This window comes from Allobosea sp. 05T439 (assembly GCF_056396005.1).
This window is the reverse complement of sequence record NZ_JBFTKP010000011.1, coordinates 187,689-208,177: the sequence shown is the minus strand read 5'-3', so window position 1 is coordinate 208,177 and position 20,489 is coordinate 187,689. Positions and strand designations below refer to the sequence as shown.

20 protein-coding genes and 1 pseudogene are annotated in these 20,489 nt (G+C 65.6%); 10 read left to right on the top strand and 11 right to left on the bottom strand.

All coding sequences use genetic code 11. The features are described from left to right. Positions 1 to 130 (bottom strand): annotated as a pseudogene (locus AC1DIO_RS15540) (co-chaperone GroES); the annotation flags it as partial. 320 nt (positions 131 to 450) lie between these two features. Here AC1DIO_RS15540 and AC1DIO_RS15535 point away from each other — a divergent pair. The 3 genes from AC1DIO_RS15535 to AC1DIO_RS15525 all read left to right on the top strand — a co-directional run bounded on the left by AC1DIO_RS15535 (position 451) and on the right by AC1DIO_RS15525 (position 1,880). Beyond that, positions 451 to 837 (top strand): MarR family winged helix-turn-helix transcriptional regulator, encoded by a 387-nt coding sequence (locus tag AC1DIO_RS15535; RefSeq protein WP_176733255.1) that lies wholly within the window; start codon positions 451 to 453, stop codon positions 835 to 837. A gap of 81 nt (positions 838 to 918) precedes the next feature. Next, positions 919 to 1,404 carry a PaaI family thioesterase gene (locus tag AC1DIO_RS15530; protein ID WP_441489049.1) on the top strand — a complete coding sequence of 162 codons (486 nt, stop codon included), beginning with the start codon at positions 919 to 921 and terminating at the stop codon, positions 1,402 to 1,404. A gap of 62 nt (positions 1,405 to 1,466) precedes the next feature. Beyond that, positions 1,467 to 1,880 (top strand): DUF1801 domain-containing protein, encoded by a 414-nt coding sequence (locus AC1DIO_RS15525; protein ID WP_441489050.1) that lies wholly within the window; start codon positions 1,467 to 1,469, stop codon positions 1,878 to 1,880. On the opposite strand, the gene AC1DIO_RS15520 is transcribed toward AC1DIO_RS15525, so the two are convergent. Next, the gene (locus AC1DIO_RS15520) at positions 1,877 to 2,689 is read right to left on the bottom strand and encodes a helix-turn-helix transcriptional regulator (protein ID WP_476853650.1); all 813 of its coding nucleotides are present in this window, start codon (positions 2,687 to 2,689) and stop codon (positions 1,877 to 1,879) included. The two genes, AC1DIO_RS15525 and AC1DIO_RS15520, sit on opposite strands and share 4 nt — an antisense overlap. 82 nt (positions 2,690 to 2,771) lie before the next feature. On the opposite strand from AC1DIO_RS15520, the gene AC1DIO_RS15515 reads away from it, so the two are divergent. Both AC1DIO_RS15515 and AC1DIO_RS15510 read left to right on the top strand, forming a co-directional pair. Further along, the gene (locus tag AC1DIO_RS15515) at positions 2,772 to 3,272 is read left to right on the top strand and encodes a hypothetical protein (RefSeq protein WP_476853649.1); all 501 of its coding nucleotides are present in this window, start codon (positions 2,772 to 2,774) and stop codon (positions 3,270 to 3,272) included. A 21-nt stretch (positions 3,273 to 3,293) separates the two neighbouring features. Further along, a complete protein-coding gene (locus AC1DIO_RS15510; protein ID WP_476853648.1) occupies positions 3,294 to 3,674 on the top strand; it encodes a VOC family protein in 381 nt (126 codons plus the stop codon). A 36-nt stretch (positions 3,675 to 3,710) separates the two neighbouring features. Here the strand turns inward: AC1DIO_RS15510 and AC1DIO_RS15505 are convergent, their stop codons facing one another. The 3 genes from AC1DIO_RS15505 to AC1DIO_RS15495 form a co-directional block, all read right to left on the bottom strand. Then, complete coding sequence (locus AC1DIO_RS15505) at positions 3,711 to 4,403, bottom strand: DUF930 domain-containing protein (RefSeq protein ID WP_476853647.1); 693 nt, start codon at positions 4,401 to 4,403, stop codon at positions 3,711 to 3,713. A 209-nt stretch (positions 4,404 to 4,612) separates the two neighbouring features. Beyond that, on the bottom strand, positions 4,613 to 5,455 hold the full coding sequence (locus AC1DIO_RS15500) for a DMT family transporter (protein WP_441489055.1): 843 nt from the start codon (positions 5,453 to 5,455) through the stop codon (positions 4,613 to 4,615). Then, positions 5,452 to 5,955 carry a GNAT family N-acetyltransferase gene (locus AC1DIO_RS15495; protein ID WP_441489056.1) on the bottom strand — a complete coding sequence of 168 codons (504 nt, stop codon included), beginning with the start codon at positions 5,953 to 5,955 and terminating at the stop codon, positions 5,452 to 5,454. The genes AC1DIO_RS15500 and AC1DIO_RS15495 overlap by 4 nt, the downstream gene beginning before the upstream one ends. A gap of 282 nt (positions 5,956 to 6,237) precedes the next feature. Between AC1DIO_RS15495 and AC1DIO_RS15490 the strand changes: the two genes are divergently transcribed. Further along, positions 6,238 to 7,671: a lipopolysaccharide biosynthesis protein gene (locus AC1DIO_RS15490; protein WP_476853646.1), complete on the top strand. Its 1,434-nt coding sequence runs from the start codon at positions 6,238 to 6,240 to the stop codon at positions 7,669 to 7,671. A 215-nt stretch (positions 7,672 to 7,886) separates the two neighbouring features. Then, complete coding sequence (locus AC1DIO_RS15485) at positions 7,887 to 8,696, top strand: L,D-transpeptidase (RefSeq protein WP_441489058.1); 810 nt, start codon at positions 7,887 to 7,889, stop codon at positions 8,694 to 8,696. Positions 8,697 to 8,720: 24 nt separating this feature from the next. On the opposite strand, the gene mbfA is transcribed toward AC1DIO_RS15485, so the two are convergent. The 5 genes from mbfA to AC1DIO_RS15460 form a co-directional block, all read right to left on the bottom strand. Further along, on the bottom strand, positions 8,721 to 9,677 hold the full coding sequence (gene mbfA / locus AC1DIO_RS15480; protein WP_441489059.1) for an iron exporter MbfA: 957 nt from the start codon (positions 9,675 to 9,677) through the stop codon (positions 8,721 to 8,723). A gap of 121 nt (positions 9,678 to 9,798) precedes the next feature. Then, positions 9,799 to 10,608: a DUF2076 domain-containing protein gene (locus tag AC1DIO_RS15475; protein ID WP_476825272.1), complete on the bottom strand. Its 810-nt coding sequence runs from the start codon at positions 10,606 to 10,608 to the stop codon at positions 9,799 to 9,801. A gap of 88 nt (positions 10,609 to 10,696) precedes the next feature. After that, a complete protein-coding gene (locus AC1DIO_RS15470) occupies positions 10,697 to 12,001 on the bottom strand; it encodes a UDP-glucose dehydrogenase family protein (RefSeq protein ID WP_476853645.1) in 1,305 nt (434 codons plus the stop codon). A 192-nt stretch (positions 12,002 to 12,193) separates the two neighbouring features. Continuing rightward, positions 12,194 to 12,967 (bottom strand): L,D-transpeptidase, encoded by a 774-nt coding sequence (locus tag AC1DIO_RS15465; RefSeq protein ID WP_441508625.1) that lies wholly within the window; start codon positions 12,965 to 12,967, stop codon positions 12,194 to 12,196. A gap of 315 nt (positions 12,968 to 13,282) precedes the next feature. Continuing rightward, positions 13,283 to 14,689 (bottom strand): MATE family efflux transporter, encoded by a 1,407-nt coding sequence (locus AC1DIO_RS15460; protein WP_476853644.1) that lies wholly within the window; start codon positions 14,687 to 14,689, stop codon positions 13,283 to 13,285. Positions 14,690 to 14,886: 197 nt separating this feature from the next. On the opposite strand from AC1DIO_RS15460, the gene AC1DIO_RS15455 reads away from it, so the two are divergent. The 3 genes from AC1DIO_RS15455 (at position 14,887) to AC1DIO_RS15445 (ending at position 19,126) form a co-directional block, all read left to right on the top strand. Continuing rightward, a complete protein-coding gene (locus AC1DIO_RS15455; RefSeq protein ID WP_476853643.1) occupies positions 14,887 to 16,350 on the top strand; it encodes an amidase in 1,464 nt (487 codons plus the stop codon). Positions 16,351 to 16,416: 66 nt separating this feature from the next. Further along, the gene (locus AC1DIO_RS15450; protein WP_476825963.1) at positions 16,417 to 17,646 is read left to right on the top strand and encodes a Zn-dependent hydrolase; all 1,230 of its coding nucleotides are present in this window, start codon (positions 16,417 to 16,419) and stop codon (positions 17,644 to 17,646) included. A 67-nt stretch (positions 17,647 to 17,713) separates the two neighbouring features. Continuing rightward, positions 17,714 to 19,126, top strand: a complete 1,413-nt coding sequence (locus AC1DIO_RS15445) for an amidase (RefSeq protein ID WP_476853642.1) — start codon at positions 17,714 to 17,716, stop codon at positions 19,124 to 19,126. An 18-nt stretch (positions 19,127 to 19,144) separates the two neighbouring features. On the opposite strand, the gene AC1DIO_RS15440 is transcribed toward AC1DIO_RS15445, so the two are convergent. Then, positions 19,145 to 20,101: an amidohydrolase family protein gene (locus AC1DIO_RS15440; protein WP_441489066.1), complete on the bottom strand. Its 957-nt coding sequence runs from the start codon at positions 20,099 to 20,101 to the stop codon at positions 19,145 to 19,147. Positions 20,102 to 20,489 lie beyond the last annotated feature (388 nt).

Here is a 20,489-nt window from a genome sequence, read left to right as displayed (position 1 = left end):
CGACGGCGACGACTTCACCCTCTTGGGGCTTTTCCTTGGCGGTTTCGGGGATGATGATGCCACCCTTGGTCTTCTCTTCGCCATCAAGGCGACGGACCACGACGCGGTCATGCAGCGGACGGAACTTCATGGTTCTGTCTTCCTCTAAGAAGGTAGAAACGGAACGCGCGGCYTGCGTGRAAACRCWRCCGGCATCTGTTAGCAGTCTCGRGKRTCGAGTGCTAACGGATGCCGCGGAGATAGGCTCGCCCCCCGGATGAGTCAAGGAAGCTTCTCGGCGGAAAGTGAATCGAAATTGCGGCGCGGCAAGCGGGGCGTCGCAAGACAGGGCGTGGCAAGAGGGATGCTGCGCAATCCCATGCGACGCGCTATCCTGTTGGAATGACCGAGCCCGTGCCCGATCCCCGGCTTGACGACATCGCCCGTTCCTGCGTCGCCTTGCACGTTCGAATGACTGCACGCGCCGTCACGCGCGCCTATGACGAGGCGATGCGGCCGAGCGGGCTGAAGATCACCCAGTTCGTCCTGCTCTCGGCGCTCAGCACCGGCGCCTTCCGATCCGTGACCGAGCTGGCCGAGCGTTTTGCGCTGGAACGCACCTCGCTCACCCGCAACCTGCAATTGCTCGCCGCGGAGGCGCTGATCGAACCGCTGGAGTGCAAGGGGAGGGCCCTGGTCTATGCCGTGACCGACAAGGGCCGCGCGGCGATCGAGGCCGCGATCCCTTACTGGCAGGCGGCGCAGGAGCGCATCGAGGGCGGGCTCGGCCGGGAACGATGGAACGAGACCCGCGATGGCCTGCGGGCCTTGCGGCGGGTTGCCCGCGGCGCGACCTGAACGCTGTCTCGGGTGGAAGCAGGCCTTGACCGTGCGCGGCTTCTCAGTAACGTGTATCTGCACGTTAATCGAGGGCTGTCCATGTCGCGAAAGATCGGCGTCGTCTCACGCGAAGTCTTGCTGGCCGAAGACGGTGTGTCCTTCCTGCGTGGCATGATGGAGGGGCGACATCCCGGCGCGCCCTTCGCCGATGCCATGGATTTCGATCTCGCGGAGGTCGAGGAGGGGCGGGTGGTGTTCGTCGGCAAGCCGTCGGCGCGCTACTTCAATCCGCTTGGCACGATCCATGGCGGCTGGACCGCGACGATCCTCGATTCAGCCATGGCCTGTGCGGCGCACGCGACGCTGAAGGCCGGGGAGGGCTACACGACGCTCGAGATGAAGATCAACTATGTCCGCCCGGTGATGCCGGGTGGCGGGATCGTACGGTGCGAAGGCAAGCTGATCCATCGCGGCGGCACGATCGCGACGACCGAAGGCAGGCTCACCGACGAGCGCGGCAAGCTGCTCGCGCATGGCACCGAAACCTGCATGATCTTTCCGGTCGGCGTTGCGGCAGGCCGCTGAAGTGGCGTCGTCCAGCGGTTCGTGACTAGGATACGCGCCGATGCCCCGGGGCGGAGTTGTCCATGCAATTCGCAGCGTTCCAGGATCTCGCGGTCGACGCAGCTTTTCAGTCATTCGCTGAGCCGCTGAGGACGCCGCTGCTCCGGCTGCGTCAGCTTATCCTCGACACAGGCGCCCGGACGACCGGGCTCGGCGGACTCGTCGAAACCCTGAAATGGGGCGAGCCTGCCTATTTCCCTGTGAAACAGCGTGTGGGGACGACCGTAAGGGTCGCTGCGTTGAAGGGATCGAGCAAGCACTACGCGATGTATGTCCATTGCCAGACGACACTGGTCGAGACCTTCGCGCGTCACTACCCCGACACCTTTCGCTTCGAAGGCAGCCGCGCCCTCGTCTTCCGGGAGGAGGAGGAGATTCCTGTCGGGCCGCTCGAACACTGCATCGGGCTCGCGCTGACCTACCATCGCTGGCGCTAGGGCTGGGCGCGATAGGCACTCGGACTGGCCCCCATCACCTGCCGGAAGCGGCGATTGAAGGTCGAGAGATCGCCGAAGCCTGCATCGAACGCGATGTTCGCGATCGTCAGGTCGGACCGGCGAAGCATCGTTGCGGCACGGTGCATCCGTGTCCGCAGCAGGAACTGATGCGGCGTCATGCCGATGAGCGTCCGGAAAGTTCGCAGAAAATGATAGCGGCTCATCGCCGCCTCGCGGGCGAGACCGGCGAGCGTCAACGGCTGCTCGCTTTCAGCTTCTATCAGCCGCAATGCTCTGGTGACCCGGCGCGCGTCCTGGGCGCTGGGGGCGACTGCCGCCGGGGGCTCGCCATTCTGCAGGGCTGCGACAGCGCCAGCAAGCCGAACCGCGATCTCCTCGAGCTGGTTTGCATCGCAGCGCGCGGCCTCCGCTACTGCCGCGAGCCGGGACGATGCCAGCGACGGTGGCAGGCAGGCCCGCGCAAATTCGAACCGCTTGGCTGCCGGCACGCCGGCTACGATGTCTTCCAGGTGTTCGGGCTCGAACTGGAAGGCGAGGCAGCGATCGCCGATAGCGTGTTCGTGGCCGCATTCGAAGCACGTGCCTMGATTTCCGAGCAGGATCGCGCCCGGCGCGAGCACGGCGGTTCCGAGTGAAGAGCGATACTGAAAGCTGCCCGCGGTKACGACAGCGATGCAGCAATGCTCATGCCGTTCCTCGAAGGCAGGATCGGACGGGCCCGCAGTGCAGACGATGTCACGCACCCGCCAGCCCGGGCCGGATGCCAGAAGTTGCGACGTCGCGGTCATCTTAATTCAGCAATTTTTCCCAAGCGCAAAGCGGTGAGAGCAGCCTAACTCGGGGCACATTGCACAGCACTGGAGCCTGAACATGGCAGTGGCCATCACCGCTTTGAAGGAGGTACTCCATGCCGACGGGCCCGCTCCCGATCGGGTCGAGCAGATGGGTCTCTACAGCTGGCTCATCGGGGCATGGGCGATGGATGCCGTGATGCATGCCGATGATGGCACTCGGCACGAAGGCAAGGGTGAGATCTGTTTCGGTTGGGTGCTGGGCGGACGGGCGATCCAGGATGTCTGGATCCTGCCCGGCTTCTTCCACGGCACGACGCTGAGGGTCTACGACCCCGCGCTCGACGCCTGGCATATCCTCTKGAGCGACCCGCTCAAGCAGTATTACACGCGTCAGCTCGGTCGGGCCGAGCGGCCAGATATCGTCCAGCACGGCAAGCTGGAGGACGGCACGGCGATCCGGTGGCGCTTTACCGAGATCACACCGAACGCTTTCCGCTGGCTCGGAGACCTTTCATCCGATGACGGAAAGACCTGGCGCCTGCAGGCCGATTTCCGCGCCCGGCGCCTCGCCACCTGAAGCCCCCTGAGGAGAACCACCATGCTTGACCATGTCTCGATTGGCGTTCGCGAGATCGCTCGCGCAAAGCGCTTCTACGACGCGTCGCTCAGTGCCCTCGGCTACCGCTGCCTGAGCCATGACGACAATTCGCTGGGCTATGGCGGCGATGCGGTCGCATTCTGGATCGGCAGGGCCCAGGCTCCTGTCCCGCCGAATCCGGGCTCGAACCTGCACTTCTGCTTCGCGGCCCCCAGTCGGGCGAGCGTCGACGCCTTTCATGCGGCAGCGATGAAGGCGGGCGGCAAGGACAATGGCGTGCCAGGGCTGCGGGCGGATTACGGGCCGAACTATTACGCGGCCTTCGCAATCGATCCCGACGGCTATCGGATCGAGGCCTATTGTGGGCAGCCGGATGGCTGATGGATCACGGCGCCTGCCAGGGCGCTACCGCCTCCTTCAGTGCGTCGTGGGAAGATTCCGCGCGGACCATTCGCTGCGGGGAACCGCATCGCCGACCAGGAACTCGAAACCGGCAACCTTGCTGCGATCGGGCGTGGTCTCGCATCTGAACCTGAGCCTGTACCATTGCTGCTTGCTGCGGAAGGCGGCGCCGTCGGCCTGCAGCATTCCCGCCGAGAATCTGGTGTCCGCCATGGCGTAGGCGACAACCCTGTCCGGCTGGAACTCTGCTTTCCATGCCTGGATCTGGCTCATCGCTTCGAGGTTGCATAATTGCTCGATGCGCTCTGAGGGATCCAGCTGGGTCAGGGCTTCCCGCGCCTGCCGGCTGCGCGGTTCGGCAAGGACCTTGCCGGATAGCGTTCGTCTTGCTCGGATCATGACGGGCGCCGCAACGACAGGAGGGGTATTGGGCCGGGGCTGCGGAGGAGACTGCGGCGCTGCGGCAGTGATCTCTGGCGGTGCAGGCTTCGGAGCCTCGGGAACGGGCTCCTGCTGCCTTGGTTCGGCCACGGCTTCGGCCTGTTGCTGCGTGACCAACTCGACCTTGATGCTGTCCTCCGGGGCCGGTGTCAACGGCTCGATACTGGGGAGCCAGATCAAAGCCCCCAAAAGACTGACATGCAGACCGAGCGAGCCGATGGCGCCATGGGCTTGCGATCCGTGACGCGGATGTCGGAAGAACCTCATGGATCACAGCGCTGCCGCGATGAAGAACGCACTCAACCGCGGGCCCCTCCGCGTGCTGTTCGGACGGCTGCAGAAGTCGCAATCAATCGGGCGCTTTTGCGGCAGCGGCTCGATTGTCGGACGGGATATCGCATCCGGCGGGATGATCTGATCGTCCGTGTTTGCATTGGCCTTCCCGAAAGCCGAAATCCAGCCTTCGGGCCGATGCTCTAGCGTCTGCTGACCGCAACGGCGCCGGCGACGATCAAGACGGCGCCCGCATAGGTGGTCCAGAGCGGAATTTCGCCGAAGAAGGCAAACCCGAGCAGGCTCGCCCAGACAAGCGCCGTGTACTCGATTGGCGCGAGCCGCGACGCGGCTGCGCGAGCAAAGGCGGAGGTCAGCATGAGATGGCCGGCGACGCCGAGCAGGCCGGCGCTGAGATAGGCAAGCAGGTCCTTGCCGGTCATGGGCACGAAGGCGAGCCAGGCAGGAATGGCGAGGCAGAGCGCCGGCCCGCAATTCTGGAAGGCGACGATGACGGCCGGATGTTCCTTCACGGCGATCCGTCGCAGCAGGATCAGATTGAACGCATAGGACACTGCTGAGAACAGGGCTGCGGCGACGCCGAGCTCCGCTCCGGTGACGCCGCCCTGCAGCCTGGGCCAGACCATGACGAGCATGCCGAGCAGGCCGAAGCCGAGGGCCTGGAGAATGCGCCCGTCGAGCCGTTCCTTGAGCAAAAATCCGCCGAGCAGGGCGACGAAGACCGGCGCGAGGAAGGACAGGGTAAGCGCCTCCGCCAGAGGCAGCACCGAGATGGAATAGAAAAAGCTGCCGGCGGTGAGCACGACGAGCGGCACGCGCACGACATTGCCGATCAGGCTGCTGCGGGTCGGGAAGGCCGGGCGCACCGCCGCAAGCACGATGAGGGCGCAAAGGCCGCCTGCGGCAAAGCGCATGAACAGGGCGACGATGAAGGGATGGTGCTGCATCTGCGCCTTGATCACCGCGTCCATTGCGGTGAGCAGGGCGATGCCGAAGACGGCTCGGAGCGCTGTGCCTGCGGTCATTCCGGTTGGCCGGTGAGGCGCTTGCGGAAATGATACTCCCAGCTGAAGGAGATATCGCCGAGATAGCGCTGCCCCGGCCAGCGGACGAAGCCGAGCTTCTCGTAGAAGCGATGGCCGCGTGCAAAGCGCGCGTCGGACCACAGGATCATCTCTGCATGGTTGCCGGCTTCCGCGAAGCGCAGCGCCTCTGCAAAGAGCACCTGCGCAAGGCCGGCGCCGCGCCAGGCGGGAGAAACGTAGACCTTCGCAAGCTCGGCGGCATTCTGTTCGGGAACTGGAAAGATGCCGAGCGACCCGGCGATCCCGCCATCAGGCGCCTCTGCGATCCAGAGCCGGCCGCCCTTGGCCGCGAAATGGCTCGCCGGCCTCCGCAACTCCGGAAACTCCGACCAGTCGAAATGGCAATCGGGATATTCGGCGAAGCTCGCGGCGATCAGGGCGGCGAGCGGTTCTGAATCATCGTCGCGCGCGGCGCGAAGCGGCGGGAGGCTTGCGGTCATGCCGCAGCGATGCAGGCCAATCCGGATTGGCGCAAGGGGGAGGCGCAACCGCTGCGCGCATGCCGTTCAGCTCAGCAATGCACATGCCGCATCGGCAGTCAGTTTCGGCGCTGCTGCGCCGGTCGCTCGGCACCCGCGGAATCCGGAACGCGAATGGCCAGATATTCGACGCGCTTCCGCTTGGAAATGCACGAGCGGACGGTTAGGGCAGTTGTATATCGATGATGTGGTTGCCGTGTGAGTCGCGCGGCAGCTTCGTGCTGGCGCCATGACCGGGATCATATGACTGTTCTCGTGCCCTTCATCATCAATGCCGGGCTGAATTTCGTCCTCGGTCTGCTCATCGCCTATTTTCTCGGGCCCGCGGCTTTTGGACTCTACGCCATTGGCGCGGCCATCGTCGTGCTGGTGAACACCGCGCTGCTCGACTGGCTGAGGGTCTCCGCGATCCGCTTCTACTCCTTGGCGGCACGCGAGAAGCAGCCGGAGATCCGCGCGACACTGGATATCCTGGCGGCCGGCATCAGCATTGCCCTGTCCGGCCTGCTGATCGCGGCGATCGTGGCAGGCATCGATTTCCGCCTGCCGGCGATGCTGCTTGCGGCTGCCGTGCTCGGCGGCATCGGGGCTGGGCTGTTCGACTATCATGGCGCGATTGCGCGGGCCCGCTTCCTCGACGCCGCCTATGCCAAGCTGATCATCGTCAAGAACGTTCTGGCGCTGATCCTGATGGTCGGCGGAGCCTGGATCACGCATGATCCCGCCATTGTTCTGCTTGGCGGCCTGATCAGCGTGGTGGTGGCGCTGCTTCTCGTCCGGCGGGCGCTGGCCGATGCGCCGCTTTCGCTGTCGGCGGCCGACAAGGCCGTCGCCTGGAGCTTCTTCATCTATTCCCTGCCGCTGATCGGCAGCAATGCGGTCTACTCGCTGATCCCGCTGATCAACCGCTCCCTGCTCGCCGGCGCCCATGGCTTTGCCGAGGCCGGCTATTTCTCCCTGGCCTCGGATATGGGGCTGAAGCTCTTCGGTACGCTCGCCTCGACCCTGGAGATCGTGCTCCTACGAGAGGTCATTCGCCTCGACGAGACGCGCGGGCGGCGGGCGGCACTGCGTCGTATCGCGGAGAACGTCGTCGTGGTCTTGATGGTGGCGCTTCCCGCTGCCGCCGGACTCTGGCTTGTCCTGCCCGCCTTTGAACGGATTCTGGTTCCGCCGAGCTTTCACGGTCATTTCTCGGCCTATATGTCGATCCTGATCCCCGGGTTCGTGGCTTTGACGATCTCGCAGGCGGCCTTCATCCCGGTCTTTCTCCTCGACAAGCGCACCCGCATCGCGCCGATGGCAACGGGCCTCGGCCTGGCCTGCAATCTGCTGCTGGTGCTCACTCCCCTCGGAGCGGCGGGACCGCAGCGTTACGCCTATGCGCAGGCAAGTGCTTTCATTGTCGCGCTCGGGGTGACTGCGGCTGCGGCACTCCGTTCGCTGCCGGTCTGGCCGCCACTGCGAGATTGCGCCTGCGTGCTCCTCGCCGTGCTGTCGATGGTTGCTGCAACCTGGCCGCTGTCCGGCCGTTTCGCGGCCCCCATCGAACTCGTGCTCCAGGTCGGCGTGGGGGCGCTCGTCTATGCGGTTGTCATCCTGGGTTGCGACGTGATGCGGAGCCGCTCCCGGCTTTCCTTGTGGTGGGTCATGCGCAAAAGCCGCGCGGTCCGATGACGTGGCAAGGTTTGCCCGATAGCCCGGCACCGGCCGAAGAGCTCAGCACGGTCACCCGAAACGCTTCGTTCACTCTCTCTCTAGGCGGGTTGCTAAGGTTAATTCGCTGAAGTCACGCGATTGCCGGCGGAAATGCTGACGAAGCGGCAGCGATTCACCATTCCTTTGAGGGCGGCTCCCCAGGCTCTTCGCAGCTTGCTGAAGAGAGTTGCGTCATGCGTCCCGTCCTGTTCGTTCCGCTCGCGATCCTGTCCGGGATGTGCGCCACCAACGGCCCCGTCTCCGCGCAGAGCTACGGGCGCCCAGCCGATCCCCTGGTGACCGGCTCTACCGCGCGTGGCAACTACGGTGGCGGCTTCATCGAGATGCTGATGACCGGTCGGGACCCGACGCCCCAGGGCCGGGGCGGGGCGGTCTATAATCGGCCGGGCGGCTACTCCGCCTATGGCCAGCGCGTCGTACCCGGGCAGGGCTATGGCGCCGATCCGTTCGAGCAGGCATCCGAGCCGCGGGCTCCGGGGCGCCGCATGGCCGCGCTCGGTGAGCCCATGCAGATGCAACGGCCGATCGAGCGCGTGCTCGATCCGCGTTTCCAGAAGCAGGAAGTCGCCTATGACGGCCCGCACAAACCGGGCACCATCGTCATCGACACGCCGCGGAAGTTTCTTTTTCTCGTCCAGCCTGGTGGCCGCGCCTTGCGCTATGGCATCGGCGTTGGGCGACCAGGTTTCGAATGGGCTGGCATGAAGGCTGTGACGCGCAAGGCGGAATGGCCGAGCTGGACGCCGCCGGCCGAGATGCTGAAACGCCGCCCGGATCTGCCGCGCTTCATGTCCGGCGGGCCCGAGAATCCGATGGGCGCGCGCGCGCTCTATCTCGGGTCGTCGCTCTATCGCATCCACGGCACGAACGAGCCGCACACGATCGGTCAAGCCGTTTCCTCGGGCTGCATCCGGATGACCAATGACGATGTGACGGACCTCTATGGCCGGGTGCGGGTCGGCGCAAAGGTGCTGGTGATCTGAGGCGGCGCACCACCTGCGCAGCCGTCACGAACTGCCGATGAAAATGCCGGTTGCAAGGACCAGCAGGCCACCGAGCACGATCTGGACGATCGCCGATGTGAACGGCGTCTCCATATAGCGCCAGCGGACCCAGGCGATCACGATCAACTCGATCGCCACGATGATGCCGGCGATGGCCGTGGCGGTCCAGAAATCGGGGATGAGGTAGGGCAGGGTATGGCCGAGCCCGCCGACCGTGGTCGCGACGCCGCAGGCAGCACCACGCACCCAGGGATGCCCCCGTCCCGTGATGGTCCCGTCATCCGAGAGAGCTTCGGTGAGGCCCATGCTGATGCCCGCGCCGACCGATGCGGCGAGGCCGACCTGGAAGGCATTCCAGGAATCATGGGTCGCGAAGGCGGCCGCGAATATCGGCGCGAGCGTCGAAACCGAACCGTCGATCAATCCGGCAAGCCCTGGCTGAACGATCTGCAGCACGAACAGGCGATGACGGGTCTGGTCTTCCTCGGCGGTCGCATCCGAGGTCAGGATGGTTTCGCCGAGGCGCTGCGCCAGGCTTTGATGCGATTTCTCGGCTTCGGAAAGGTCAGCCAGCAGTTTGCGCGTCTCGACGTCATGCGCCCGTTGCGCTGCACGAGCGTAGAAGCCCGAGGCTTCCTCTTCCATCAGCGCCGCTTGCGTCCGGGCGGTGTCGAGTCGCAGCCCGTCCATCAGCCAGACCGGGTTGCGCTTCAGGAACCCCTTCACATCCTGGCGGGTGATGTAGGGCAGTTCCTTGCCGAAGCGCCGCTCATAGAGCGAAAGCAGGCTGTGGCGATGACTTTGCTCTTCCGCCGCCATCTCGTCGAAGACCTCGGCGGAATGCGGGTAGATCGGCCGAAGGCGATTGGCGAGGGAAAGGTAGATTCGGGAATCCTCTTCCTCATTGGCGATCGCGAGCGCGAGGATCTCGGCCTCGTCCAGATCGTCGATGCGTTTCATGATCACCTCTTAGATTAGAATTATTCTAATCTAAGAGGTGCGCGCCGGGTTGGGAAGGCCCCCAACGAAAACGGCCCGCCGGAGGGCGAGCCGTTGTTGGTACGGGTGGACGCAGCCGGAATCAGGCCCAGTCGCCGCCATCATCGATGGGGTCGTCGTCCTGGCCGGGTTCATAGGGCTCGTCGTAGCTGGCCTGATCGTAGGTTGCCTGGTCGGAAGCACCCTGATCATAGGCCGCCTGCTGGTTGTCGGCGGTGCCGGCATCCTTTTCAGGCGTATCGGCCGGTTTGCTGGCGTCGGCCGCCTTGCTGGCATCTGCCGTCTCCGCGGCTTTTGCCTCGCCGCCCTTGCCGCCGCCAAAGGCGTTGGTCAGGACATTGCCGAGCATCATGCCGCCAGCGACGCCGGCTGCCGTCGTCAGCGCTGAGGCCATGAAGCCACCGCCACGTCCGGGCGCCTGGGCCTGCTGGTTCGCCCAGGGGCCCGCCTGCTGCTGGCCTTGCGGGCCGCCGAAAGCCTGACCGGGGGCTGGCTGCTGCTGCGGTTGCTGACCGGTCCAGGCGGCCGATGGGGCCTGCCCTGCCGGGCGCGCCGGGAAGGCCGGCACGGAACCGCTGCGTGCCGGGGCGTCAGCTGGCCGAGATGCGCCGCCGAAGATGCCCGACAGGAAGCCGCCGGCCTGCGCCGGAGCCTCGCTCGGTCGGCTCTGCAGGTCACGAACCTGCGCCTGCAGTTCCTCGACCTGGGCCTGAAGGTTGGTCAGCGCCTGTTCCTGAACGTAGACGGCCTGCGCCATGGCATAGGGCGCATAGGGCTGCTCGCGCAGGCGCTCCGCGATGTAGCGTTCAGCCTCGGGGTCGCGGGGCTGGTTGGCCGCCTGTCTCAGGCGATCGAAAATCCCGGCGATCACGTCGCGTTCTTGCGGCGTCATCGTCATCTCCTCTCGTTTGGACGGCGCGGGTGCGCCGCCGCGTCAAGAGGTGGGGGCTGCCTGTGACGCTATCAAGGCAGTGCGTCGATCAGGCATTGCCGACATTGCTGTACTGGAAGCCACGGCGGCGCATGTCGTCCGAGCGGTAGATATTGCGCAGATCGACAACGACGGGTTCGCGTAGCGCGGTCTTGACCGCGGCGAGGTCGAGCGCACGAAAAGCATCCCATTCCGTCACGATCACCAGCGCATCTGCGCCCCTGATGCAGGAATAGGCGTCACTCGCATAGGAGATTCCGGGCAGCAGAGGCTTGGCCGCATCCATGCTCTCGGGATCATAGGCAATGATCTCGGCCCCGGCATCCTGGAGCGCGGTGATGATCGCGATCGAGGGCGCTTCGCGCATGTCGTCGGTGTTCGGCTTGAAGGCGAGGCCAAGGATGGCGATTCGCTTGCCGCGCACCGAACCACCGCAGGCGGCGAGCACCTTGCGGGCCATGGCGCGCTTGCGCTGGTCATTGACGGCGACGACGGTCTCGACGATCCGCAGCGGAGCAGCGAGGTCCTGCGCCGTCTTCATCAAGGCCAGCGTATCTTTCGGAAAGCAGGAGCCGCCATAGCCGGGCCCGGCATGCAGGAACTTCGCGCCGATGCGATTGTCGAGGCCGATGCCGCGCGCGACCTCCTGGACATTCGCGCCGACGGCCTCGCAGAGGTCGGCCATTTCATTGATGAAGGTGATCTTGGTCGCGAGATAGGCGTTGGCGGCGTATTTGATCAGCTCGGAGGTTCGGCGCGAGGTGAAGAGCAGGGGCGCGGCATTGAGATAGAGCGGCCGGTAGATGTCCTCCATCACGGCGCGCCCGCGTGCATCATCGGTGCCGATCACGATCCGGTCCGGACGCTTGAAGTCGCTGATCGCGGCGCCCTCGCGCAGGAATTCCGGGTTCGAGACCACAGCGAAATCGGCCTCCGGCCGGCTCTCCCGCATGATCCGCTCAACCTCGTCGCCGGTGCCGACCGGAACGGTCGACTTGGTGACGACGACGGTGAAGCCGTCAAGCTCGGCCACGACGTCGCGAGCGGCCTGATAGACATAGGAGAGGTCGGCATKGCCGTCGCCACGCCTGGCCGGGGTACCGACTGCGATGAAGACCGCGTCGGCGCTGCGGACGGCACCGGCCAGCTCGGTCGTGAAGGTGAGGCGGCCTTCGCGCACATTCTTGGCGACGAGATCGTCCAGGCCGGGCTCGAAGATCGGGATCTCGCCGCGGTTGAGCGCCTCGATCTTGCGAGCGTCGGTGTCGACGCAGGTCACGACATGGCCGAAATCAGCGAAGCAGGCACCCGAGACCAGGCCAACATAGCCCGAACCGATCATCGTCACGCGCATGAGGTGTCGTCCTCTCTCGCGGGCCGGAGCAGGATTGATCCGGGCCTCTCGTATGCGGCAGCTGGAGCACGGCTCCCCGCCCTAGCACCGCCTATATCAATTTGTGGCGCTGGGAAATGAAGAGGCGCGCAACACCGAACCCTATGGGTTGGTKATGCGCGCCAGTCTCTKGGCGATGACGGAGGGTGGCGATCAGCCTTCGAACGGCTCGGCCGGCTCGACACCTTCGGAGACGAATTCGTCGAAATTCTCGCCGGGCTCCGGCTTCAGCAGCGGGGTGCGGTTGAGGACCACGACGGTGGTGCCGGTCGGCACGCGGCTGTGCAGGTCGATGATATCCTGGTTGAACATGCGGATGCAGCCGCTCGAAACCGCCGTGCCGATGGTCCAGGGCTCCGAGGTGCCGTGGATGCGATAGAGCGTGTCGCGGTCACCCTGATAGAGATAGAGCGCGCGCGCGCCGAGCGGGTTCTCGAGGCCCGCGTCCATGCCGCCGGCCCAGGGGCGGTTCTTGGCAGGATCACGCGCGATCATCGCAGGGGTCGGGGTCCAGCGCGGCCAGGCTGCCTTGCGGGCAACGGTTGCGCGACCGCGCCAGGACATGCCCTGCTTGCCGACGCCGATGCCGTAGCGGATGGCACGGCCGTTCTCTCGGACCAGATAGAGATAGCGCTTGTTGGTGTCGACGACGATCGTGCCGGGCCGCTCGCTGGTCGGATAGGCGACTTCCTGCCTCAGGAAGCGCGGGTCGACTTCGGTAATGTCGGTTTCAGGCAGAGGGAACTTCTCGTCGGGCATCTCGCCATACATGGCGAGTGCCGCCGCGCTCGGTCCTGCAGGTCTCGCGGCCTCGAGGGCTTGCTGGCGCGCGCCGACACAGGCTGCCAGCGATAGCGGCAAGAGCAGCACCATCATGCGCTTGAAGAGGCGATGGCGGAGTGCGCCGGCGATCGAGTCGAAGGACATCAGTTTGGCTCGCGTATTCTTGGTCTTGCGGGACTAGCAACGGACGAGCGATCGCGCAGTTCCACGGTGTTCCACGTCTTCGCCCAATGGGGTTCAAGGCGGATGGCGTGGCCGTGGGGTGAACACAGTGCGGCGAAATTGTGTCTTCAGCTGGCTGTGCTGAATCCGCAACAGCTCGAAAACACCGGGAAATCGGCCGTGTTATCGGGCGATCAGGCGGATGCTTGGCAAAAAGAGCGCCGAATCGCGCAAACTCCTGGAAACCGGGGACATCGCTGGCGGCTTGCTGTGTCCGCCCTGCAATGCCGGTGCAACCTAGCTTGGCGTCGACGCGGGCGCGACCAGGCCGAGCCTTTCGCGCTGCGACCAGCGCCACAGCATCAGCACCGCCACCACGGTAAGGCCGGTCGCCAGTCCGATCCAGATTCCGCTGCCGGCGAGCGGTGTCCAGAAGCCGAGAGCCGCCGAAAGCGGCAGCCCGATGCCCCAATAGCCCAGGCCGGCCAGGATCATCGGCACGCGCGTGTCGCGCAGGCCCCTGAGGATGCAGGAACCGACCACCTGTGCGCCGTCGGCAATCTGGAAGATCGCTGCGAACAGGAGGAAGCGCATCGCGAGTTCGGCAACAGCCTGCGAACCCGGTTTGCTGGCATCAAGAAAGGGCGCGACCAGCAGGTGGGGAGCCAGCAGCATCACGAGCGCGGTCAGCGCCATGAAGGAGATCGCGAGCACGATCGCGGTGGTGCCGGCACGCGTGATGCCGTCGCGATCGCCGGCACCATAGGCGCGGCCGACACGCACGGTGCCGGCCTGGCCGATGCCCATCGGCACCATGAAGGTCAGGGACGCGATCTGAATGGCGATCGCATGCGCGGCCAGCGAGGTCGAGCCGATCAGCCCCATCAGGAAGGCGGCGCCGTTGAAGATCACGACCTCGAAGGCGAGCGTCAGGCCGATCGGGAAGCCGAGCCGCCAGAAGGCGCGATATCGCGGCCAGTCCGGCACCCAGAAGCGCCCGAAAAGATGAAATCGCCGGAAACGCCTGTCGACCGAAACGACAATGGCAAGTCCAAGGAACATCAGGGTCGAGGAGAGTGCGGTGGCGATCCCCGAACCCGGCAGACCGAGGGCCGGGAAGCCGAGCCGCCCGAACATCAGGCACCAGTTGGCAAAGACATTGAATGCGACGGCGAACAGCACGACCACGAAGGCCCAGAATGGCCGCTGCAAGGCCGCGACGAAGCCGCGCAGGACCAGATAGAAGAAGAACGGCAGCAGGCTCCATTGCAGGGTGTGGACATAGCTCGCGGCCGCCGCGGAAAGCGCTGGATCCTGCCCCATGGCGCGCAGGATCGCTTCGCCCTGCCACAGGAACAGCCACATCGGTCCGACCAGTGTCGCTGCCACCCAGAGACCCTGGCGCACGGTGCGGCGCACGTCGCGCACTGCATGGCGGTTGCGCCCGAGCTCGATCGAGATCATCGGCGCGACCGCTGCCATGACGCCGATGCCAAAAATCAGGACCGCCGTGTAGAGATTGGCTCCGAGCGCTCCGGCCGCGAGCGAGTCGGGGCCGAGATGTCCCATCATCACCACATCGGTTGCCGTCATCGCCGTCTGCGCCACATTGGTGAGCACCATGGGCCAGCTCAGGGCGAGCATGGCCCTGACTTCTGTGAGCCAGGGATGAGCGCGCGCAGTGGGGAGGGCCAGATCGGTCATGGGCCGTCGCTTCTAGCGCCCATTTTCTGTGCAGGACAGGGTCAGCCACGCTGGGCTTGCCCGCGCTCGGCGCGTGAGCGTGTGGGAGCGGCCCGCTGCGCGTTTTCGCGATCCGGCCCCTGCGCAAACGTCGCTACCGGCATTCGGCCATGACGGCCATCATCACCGGCAAGAAGAAGACAGAGGAACCGTCAAGGATGTMAGATTTGAGAAACGCCGCCATGGCCGGCGACATCGTCGGCCTGGACGCTGTTGCGCTGTCACACGCGATCCACGCGCGCAAGTTGTCCTGCGTCGAGGTGATGGGCGCCTATCTCGATCAGATCGAGCGGCATAACCCGACGGTCAATGCCCTGGTGGCACTGCGCCACCGCTCCGATCTGTTGGGGGAAGCCGAGGCGTTGGATGGCGAATTGGCAGCAGGCCGGTCGCGTGGCTGGATGCACGGCTTCCCGCAGGCCATCAAGGATCTTGCCGCCGCCAAGGGGTTCGCGACGACGCAAGGCTCGCCGCTCTTCAAGGACGAGATCGCGCAAAGCGACGCCATTTTCGTCGAGCGCATGAAGGCGGCTGGCGCCATCATCATCGGCAAGAGCAATACGCCGGAATTCGGCCTGGGCTCGCAGACCTTCAATCCGGTCTTCGGGGCAACGCGCAACGCCTATGACCAGTCGAAGACCTCGGGGGGCTCGAGCGGTGGCGCTGCCGTTGCGCTGGCGCTGCGCATGCTGCCGGTGGCCGATGGCAGCGACCATGCCGGCTCGCTGCGCAATCCGGCTGCCTTCAACAACGTGCTCGGCATGCGGCCGGGCTATGGCCGCGTGCCCTCGAGTGGCGACGAGGTCTTCATTCCGCAGATGGGCGTAGCTGGTCCCATGGCGCGCACGACCCGCGATCTTGCCGCGCTGCTCGCCGTGCAGTCGGGCTACGATCTGCGCGTTCCGCTCTCGATCCGCGAGGAGCCGGCCGCCTTCCTGGGCAATCTCAAGCGCGACATCGCCGGGCTCCGCATCGGCTGGCTTGGCGATCTCGGTGGGCATCTGCCGATGGAGGATGGCATCTTGTCGCTTTGCCGCGAAGCCTTGAAGGCCTTCGAGGACATGGGGGCGCGGGTCGAGGAGGCGAGCCTCGGTTTCGACCCCGAAGCCGTCTGGAGGGCCTGGACCAGACTCAGGGCCTGGCAGGTCGGTGCGAGCCTGGCCCCCATCCATGCGGATCCGGCACGGCGCGACTTTCTCAAGCCCGAAGCGCGCCACGAGGTCGAGCAGGGCCTCAAGCTCTCGGCCTTCGACGTGATGAAGGCCTCCAATCTGCGCTCGTCCTGGTATCAGCATGTGCGCGGCCTGTTCGGACGCTACGACCTGCTTGTCCTGCCCAGTGCCCAGGTCTTTCCCTTTGCCGTCGAAACGCATTGGCCGCGCGAGATCGCCGGCCGCGCGATGGACACCTATCATCGCTGGATGGAGGTGGTGATCCCGGTGACGATGTCGGGCTGTCCGGCGATCAGTGTCCCGGTCGGCTTCAACGCTGCGGGCTTGCCCATGGGCATGCAACTCTGGGGGCCCAACCACGCGGAGCGTCTGCTGCTCGAGGCCGCGCAGGCCTATGAGGACGCAACCGGTTGGGTCGAGAAGCGCAAGCCGGCCTTGCTCGCCGGCTGAGCGGCCGGCATCGTTCATGCTTTATGCGTTAGCGGCCTGTGGCCGGCCTTTTGGGAGAGTTGGCGAATGAGCTCGAACCTGCGGATCGACGGGCCACGATTGGTCTCGAGGCTCGAAGCCTTGTCGAGGATCGGCGCGACGCCGGAAGGCGGTTGCCGGCGGCTCGCTCTCTCCGACGAGGACAAGCAGGGGCGTGACTGGCTCGTGGAGCAGATGCAGGCGCTCGGGCTCGACGTGAAGGTCGACGCGATCGGCAACGTCGTCGGAATCCTGAAGGGGCGAGAGGAGGGACCTGCCGTCATCCTCGGCTCCCATATCGACACGGTCGGCACCGGCGGGCGCTTCGATGGTGCGCTCGGCGTCATTGCCGGCCTCGAGGTGCTGGCGGCGTTGCGCGATGCAGGATTGCAGCCGAAGCGTGACATGGCGGTGATCGCCTTCACCAATGAAGAGGGCGCCCGATTTCATCCCGATATGCTCGGCTCCTATGTCTGGGCCGGCGGCATGAGCGTGGAAGCGGCCCATGCCGAGAAGGATGCCGATGGGGCGGTGCTCGGCACCGAATTGAAGCGGATCGGCTATCACGGCCCGGAACGGCCCGGCTTCCTCAAGGCGCATTCCTATCTCGAACTCCATATCGAGCAGGGGCCGGTCCTCGAAGGCGAGGGCGGTGGGCTCGGCGCTGTCACCGGCATCCAGGCCATCAACTGGCTTGAGCTGACGCTGAAGGGCCGCCCGAGCCATGCCGGTACGACGCCGATGGCCTATCGCAGGGATCCCGGGCTGGCGGCTGCGCGCATCAACCTCTTCGCCAATGAGCTGACGGGCAAGATTCCGGGCCAGCTTGCCAATTCCGGCGTCATCCGCGTCGAGCCCGGCAACGTCAACGTGGTGCCGGAAAGCGTGGTCATGTCGCTCGACCTGCGCAATCCCAAGGACGCGCTCCTGACTGAGGCGGAGGCCGCCGTCCGGGCGTTCTGCGCGGAGCTTTCCGAGCGGGACGGCATCCAGATCGGCTTCCGCGATCTTGCCCGCTTTCCGGCGGTCGAATTCGCATCGGAGCTGATCTACGGCGTGGAGATGAGCGCAGCTGAACTCGGCCTGCCGATCCGCCGGATGATCTCGGGCGCGGGACACGACGCCCAGATGATGTCGCGCATCTGCCCGACGGCGATGATCTTCATCCCCTCGATCGGCGGCCTCTCGCATAACCCGGCGGAGCTCAGCACTGACGAGGACATGGTCGCCGGCGCCAATGTCCTGCTCAGTGCCGCCTGGCGCGTGGCGAATAACTGATCAAGCGCGGGCGCCGCGAAAGACATCTGCTCCCAGCCTTGGTCCTTCCTCCTCACGAGAGATGCCGATGACCGCAATCGCTTCCCTGTCTGCTGTCGCGCTGAACAAGCTCTACGCTGGGCGCAGCCTCTCGCCGGTCGAGGTCGCCAAGGACGCGCTCGACCGCATCGAGCGTTTCGAGCCCGACATCAACGCCTTCGTCGTGCGCGATGCCGAGGTCACGCTCGCCATGGCCGAGGCCTCGCAGGCACGCTGGCTCAAGGGCGCTCCGCTCGGTCCGCTCGACGGCGTGCCGGTCACGATCAAGGACAATATCGGCGTGAGGGGCTGGCCGATGCGCCGCGGCTCCGCGCTGGCCTCCGGCGCGCCCTGGCCGGAAGACGCTCCGGCTGCGGCGCGGTTGCGTGAGGCCGGGACCGTCTTCCTCGGCAAGACGACGATGCCGGAATATGGCTGGAAGGGTGTTGGCGACTCACCGTTCTCGGGCATCACGCGCAATCCCTGGGATATCCGAACCGGGCCGGGCGGCTCCTCCTCCGGCGCGGCCTCATGCGCAGCGCTCAATCTCGGCTGCATCCATATCGGAACCGACGGTGCCGGATCAGTCCGAATCCCGGCGGCCTTCACCGGTGTCGTCGGCTTGAAGCCGACCTATGGCCGCGTGCCGGCCTATCCCGTTTCGACCATGGGTTTCCTCGCCCATCTCGGCCCGCTGACCCGCACCGTCGCAGACACGGCGCTCGCCATGAACGCGATCGGTCGGCCTGATGGCCGGGACATGACCGCGATGATCGAGCCCCCGCCGGACTACGTTGCGGGCCTTGCCGGTGGCGTGAAGGGCCTGCGCATCGCCTGGTCGCCGCGCCTTGGCGGCAACCATCTCGTCGACCCCGAGATCGCAGCGCTCGCCGCGGCGGCGGCGCTTGCGTTCCGTGAGCTGGGTGCGAGCGTCGAGGAGGTCGATCCCGGTTTCGACGATCCGCTTGAGACGTTGATGACATTGTGGTCGGCGGGGGCTGCCCTGGCCCTGCGCGGAGCGGGGCCGGAGAAGCGCGCGCAGATGGACCCGGGTCTCGTGGCCGTGGCGGAGGCTGGCGAGCAGATTCCCGGCTCGGCCTATGTCGACGCCCTGCTCAACCAGCGCAATGCGCTTGCGTATCATATGACGCAGTTCCACGAGCGCTTCGATCTGCTGCTCACGCCGACTTTGCCCCTGCCGGCCTTCGAGGTCGGACGGAATGCCCCCGGCCACGGCGGATATGGCGATGACTGGACGCGCTGGACGCCATTCACCTACCCCTTCAACATCACCCAGGCACCGGCCATCTCCGTGCCCTGCGGCCTGACATCGGCCGGGTTGCCGGCGGGACTGCAGATCGTCGGGCCGTTCGGCCGGGATGCGCTGGTTCTGCGTGCGGCGGCGGCATTTGAGGCATTGCAGCCTTTCGCGCGTGTCGACGCGCCCGTCAGAGTGGCCTGAAGAGCGAAGCCGGGCCGGTCAGGGCCTGGGTTCGGACAGCCCCAGCAGATTGGCTTGTGCCACCCGTTCCCGTGTTGCCGGGCTGAGCTGGCGCAGGAAAGACTGCACGCTCTCGAATTTCATCCGCTCGCTCTCCAGCGAGCGATGGCTTGCGTCGGTTCCGATGATGAAGCGGCCGGGCATCGTCTCGATGAGCTCAAGCCATTCCGGCCAGACACTCCTGCCGTCCTGCAGGATCGTGTAGTCGGGGGAACGCGGGTGCCTTGGCCAGGTTCGCGCGCTCAGCTCGTAGTAGAGGTTGGGGTGCCGTTCGAGCATCCTGCGGGCCAGGAACAGCGGCGTGTAACCGCCATGGGCCCAGATCAGGTTCACATCGGGAAAGGCCTCGAGCAGCGATGTCAGTTCGCGCATCCGTGTCGATTCGACATGGACCAGGACAGGCACGCGGTATTTGCGCGCCAGGGCCATGATCCCGCTCATCATCGGGCCCGCCGGATCGTAGTTCGCCTCGGGAAACCCGGGCGACGGAAAATGCACTGCCGATATCTCGCCGATACCCTTGAACTGGCCGGTGGCCAGGAGACCGTCGAGCTCCTCGAGCAGCGCCAGGTCCTGATCCTCCCAGGCCTTTCGATGAGCCCTGCGCTCCGGAGAAATCGAGGCAAAGCCGATGAACAGGTCGGGACGGCGCTTGACGGCATCGGCAATCGACCCGTTGTCGCCGTTGCGCCCCCAGAACACGACGGCACGCTTCGCCCCGTAATGCCGCATCAGTTCGATCTGCATGGCCTCGTCATTGAGATGGACATGCGCATCGACGAACGGCACCGTTTCGAGACTTGGTGCGGTGCTTTCCGGAGCGGCCGAGCTCTTCACCCGCTTCAGAACACGGGGCTGATCCTGACCCGATACGGTGGCGCCGAACGATAGCGCCAATGCGCAGCCCAGAACCAATATCCCCACTGCCAAGCGCATGGACCTGCCCAAAAAACCCGCGTCAACGCCCGAATGCCTAGCAGAACTCTGCGGGGCGACAGAAGGGGCGCGCGTCTGGCGCGTGGCGCGTGACGAGGCCTGAGCGGGCGCTTCGTCTTCGCCGGTCGGCGAGGACCCTTCGCCTGCTGGGAAATCGATGTGATGAGGCCAGCTGCGCGCCGATCAAATCGATTTAGCCGACGTTGCGCAATTTTCTGCGGAATTATGTTCGATTGGCGCGGGCGCATGGCGTTGGGGGCCAACCGGTACCGTTTGGCACGGACTCTGCAAGCCTCCCAGCCGCGGATTTCGACCGGCGCGGCGTGTTGTCAGGGTGATCTTTCTCGCCCACACTCGCCTCAAGGTCGCCCGTCAGAGGTAGCCGTTT

Coding starts and splice junctions, on each gene's coding strand:
- AC1DIO_RS15535 (WP_176733255.1), top strand. CDS start 451: ATGACTGCACGCGCCGTCACGCGCGCCTATGACGAGGCGATGCGGCCG.
- AC1DIO_RS15530 (WP_441489049.1), top strand. CDS start 919: ATGTCGCGAAAGATCGGCGTCGTCTCACGCGAAGTCTTGCTGGCCGAA.
- AC1DIO_RS15525 (WP_441489050.1), top strand. CDS start 1,467: ATGCAATTCGCAGCGTTCCAGGATCTCGCGGTCGACGCAGCTTTTCAG.
- AC1DIO_RS15510 (WP_476853648.1), top strand. CDS start 3,294: ATGCTTGACCATGTCTCGATTGGCGTTCGCGAGATCGCTCGCGCAAAG.
- AC1DIO_RS15505 (WP_476853647.1), bottom strand. CDS start 4,403: ATGAGGTTCTTCCGACATCCGCGTCACGGATCGCAAGCCCATGGCGCC.
- AC1DIO_RS15500 (WP_441489055.1), bottom strand. CDS start 5,455: ATGACCGCAGGCACAGCGCTCCGAGCCGTCTTCGGCATCGCCCTGCTC.
- AC1DIO_RS15495 (WP_441489056.1), bottom strand. CDS start 5,955: ATGACCGCAAGCCTCCCGCCGCTTCGCGCCGCGCGCGACGATGATTCA.
- AC1DIO_RS15490 (WP_476853646.1), top strand. CDS start 6,238: ATGACTGTTCTCGTGCCCTTCATCATCAATGCCGGGCTGAATTTCGTC.
- AC1DIO_RS15485 (WP_441489058.1), top strand. CDS start 7,887: ATGCGTCCCGTCCTGTTCGTTCCGCTCGCGATCCTGTCCGGGATGTGC.
- mbfA (WP_441489059.1), bottom strand. CDS start 9,677: ATGAAACGCATCGACGATCTGGACGAGGCCGAGATCCTCGCGCTCGCG.
- AC1DIO_RS15475 (WP_476825272.1), bottom strand. CDS start 10,608: ATGACGCCGCAAGAACGCGACGTGATCGCCGGGATTTTCGATCGCCTG.
- AC1DIO_RS15465 (WP_441508625.1), bottom strand. CDS start 12,967: ATGTCCTTCGACTCGATCGCCGGCGCACTCCGCCATCGCCTCTTCAAG.
- AC1DIO_RS15460 (WP_476853644.1), bottom strand. CDS start 14,689: ATGACCGATCTGGCCCTCCCCACTGCGCGCGCTCATCCCTGGCTCACA.
- AC1DIO_RS15450 (WP_476825963.1), top strand. CDS start 16,417: ATGAGCTCGAACCTGCGGATCGACGGGCCACGATTGGTCTCGAGGCTC.
- AC1DIO_RS15445 (WP_476853642.1), top strand. CDS start 17,714: ATGACCGCAATCGCTTCCCTGTCTGCTGTCGCGCTGAACAAGCTCTAC.
- AC1DIO_RS15440 (WP_441489066.1), bottom strand. CDS start 20,101: ATGCGCTTGGCAGTGGGGATATTGGTTCTGGGCTGCGCATTGGCGCTA.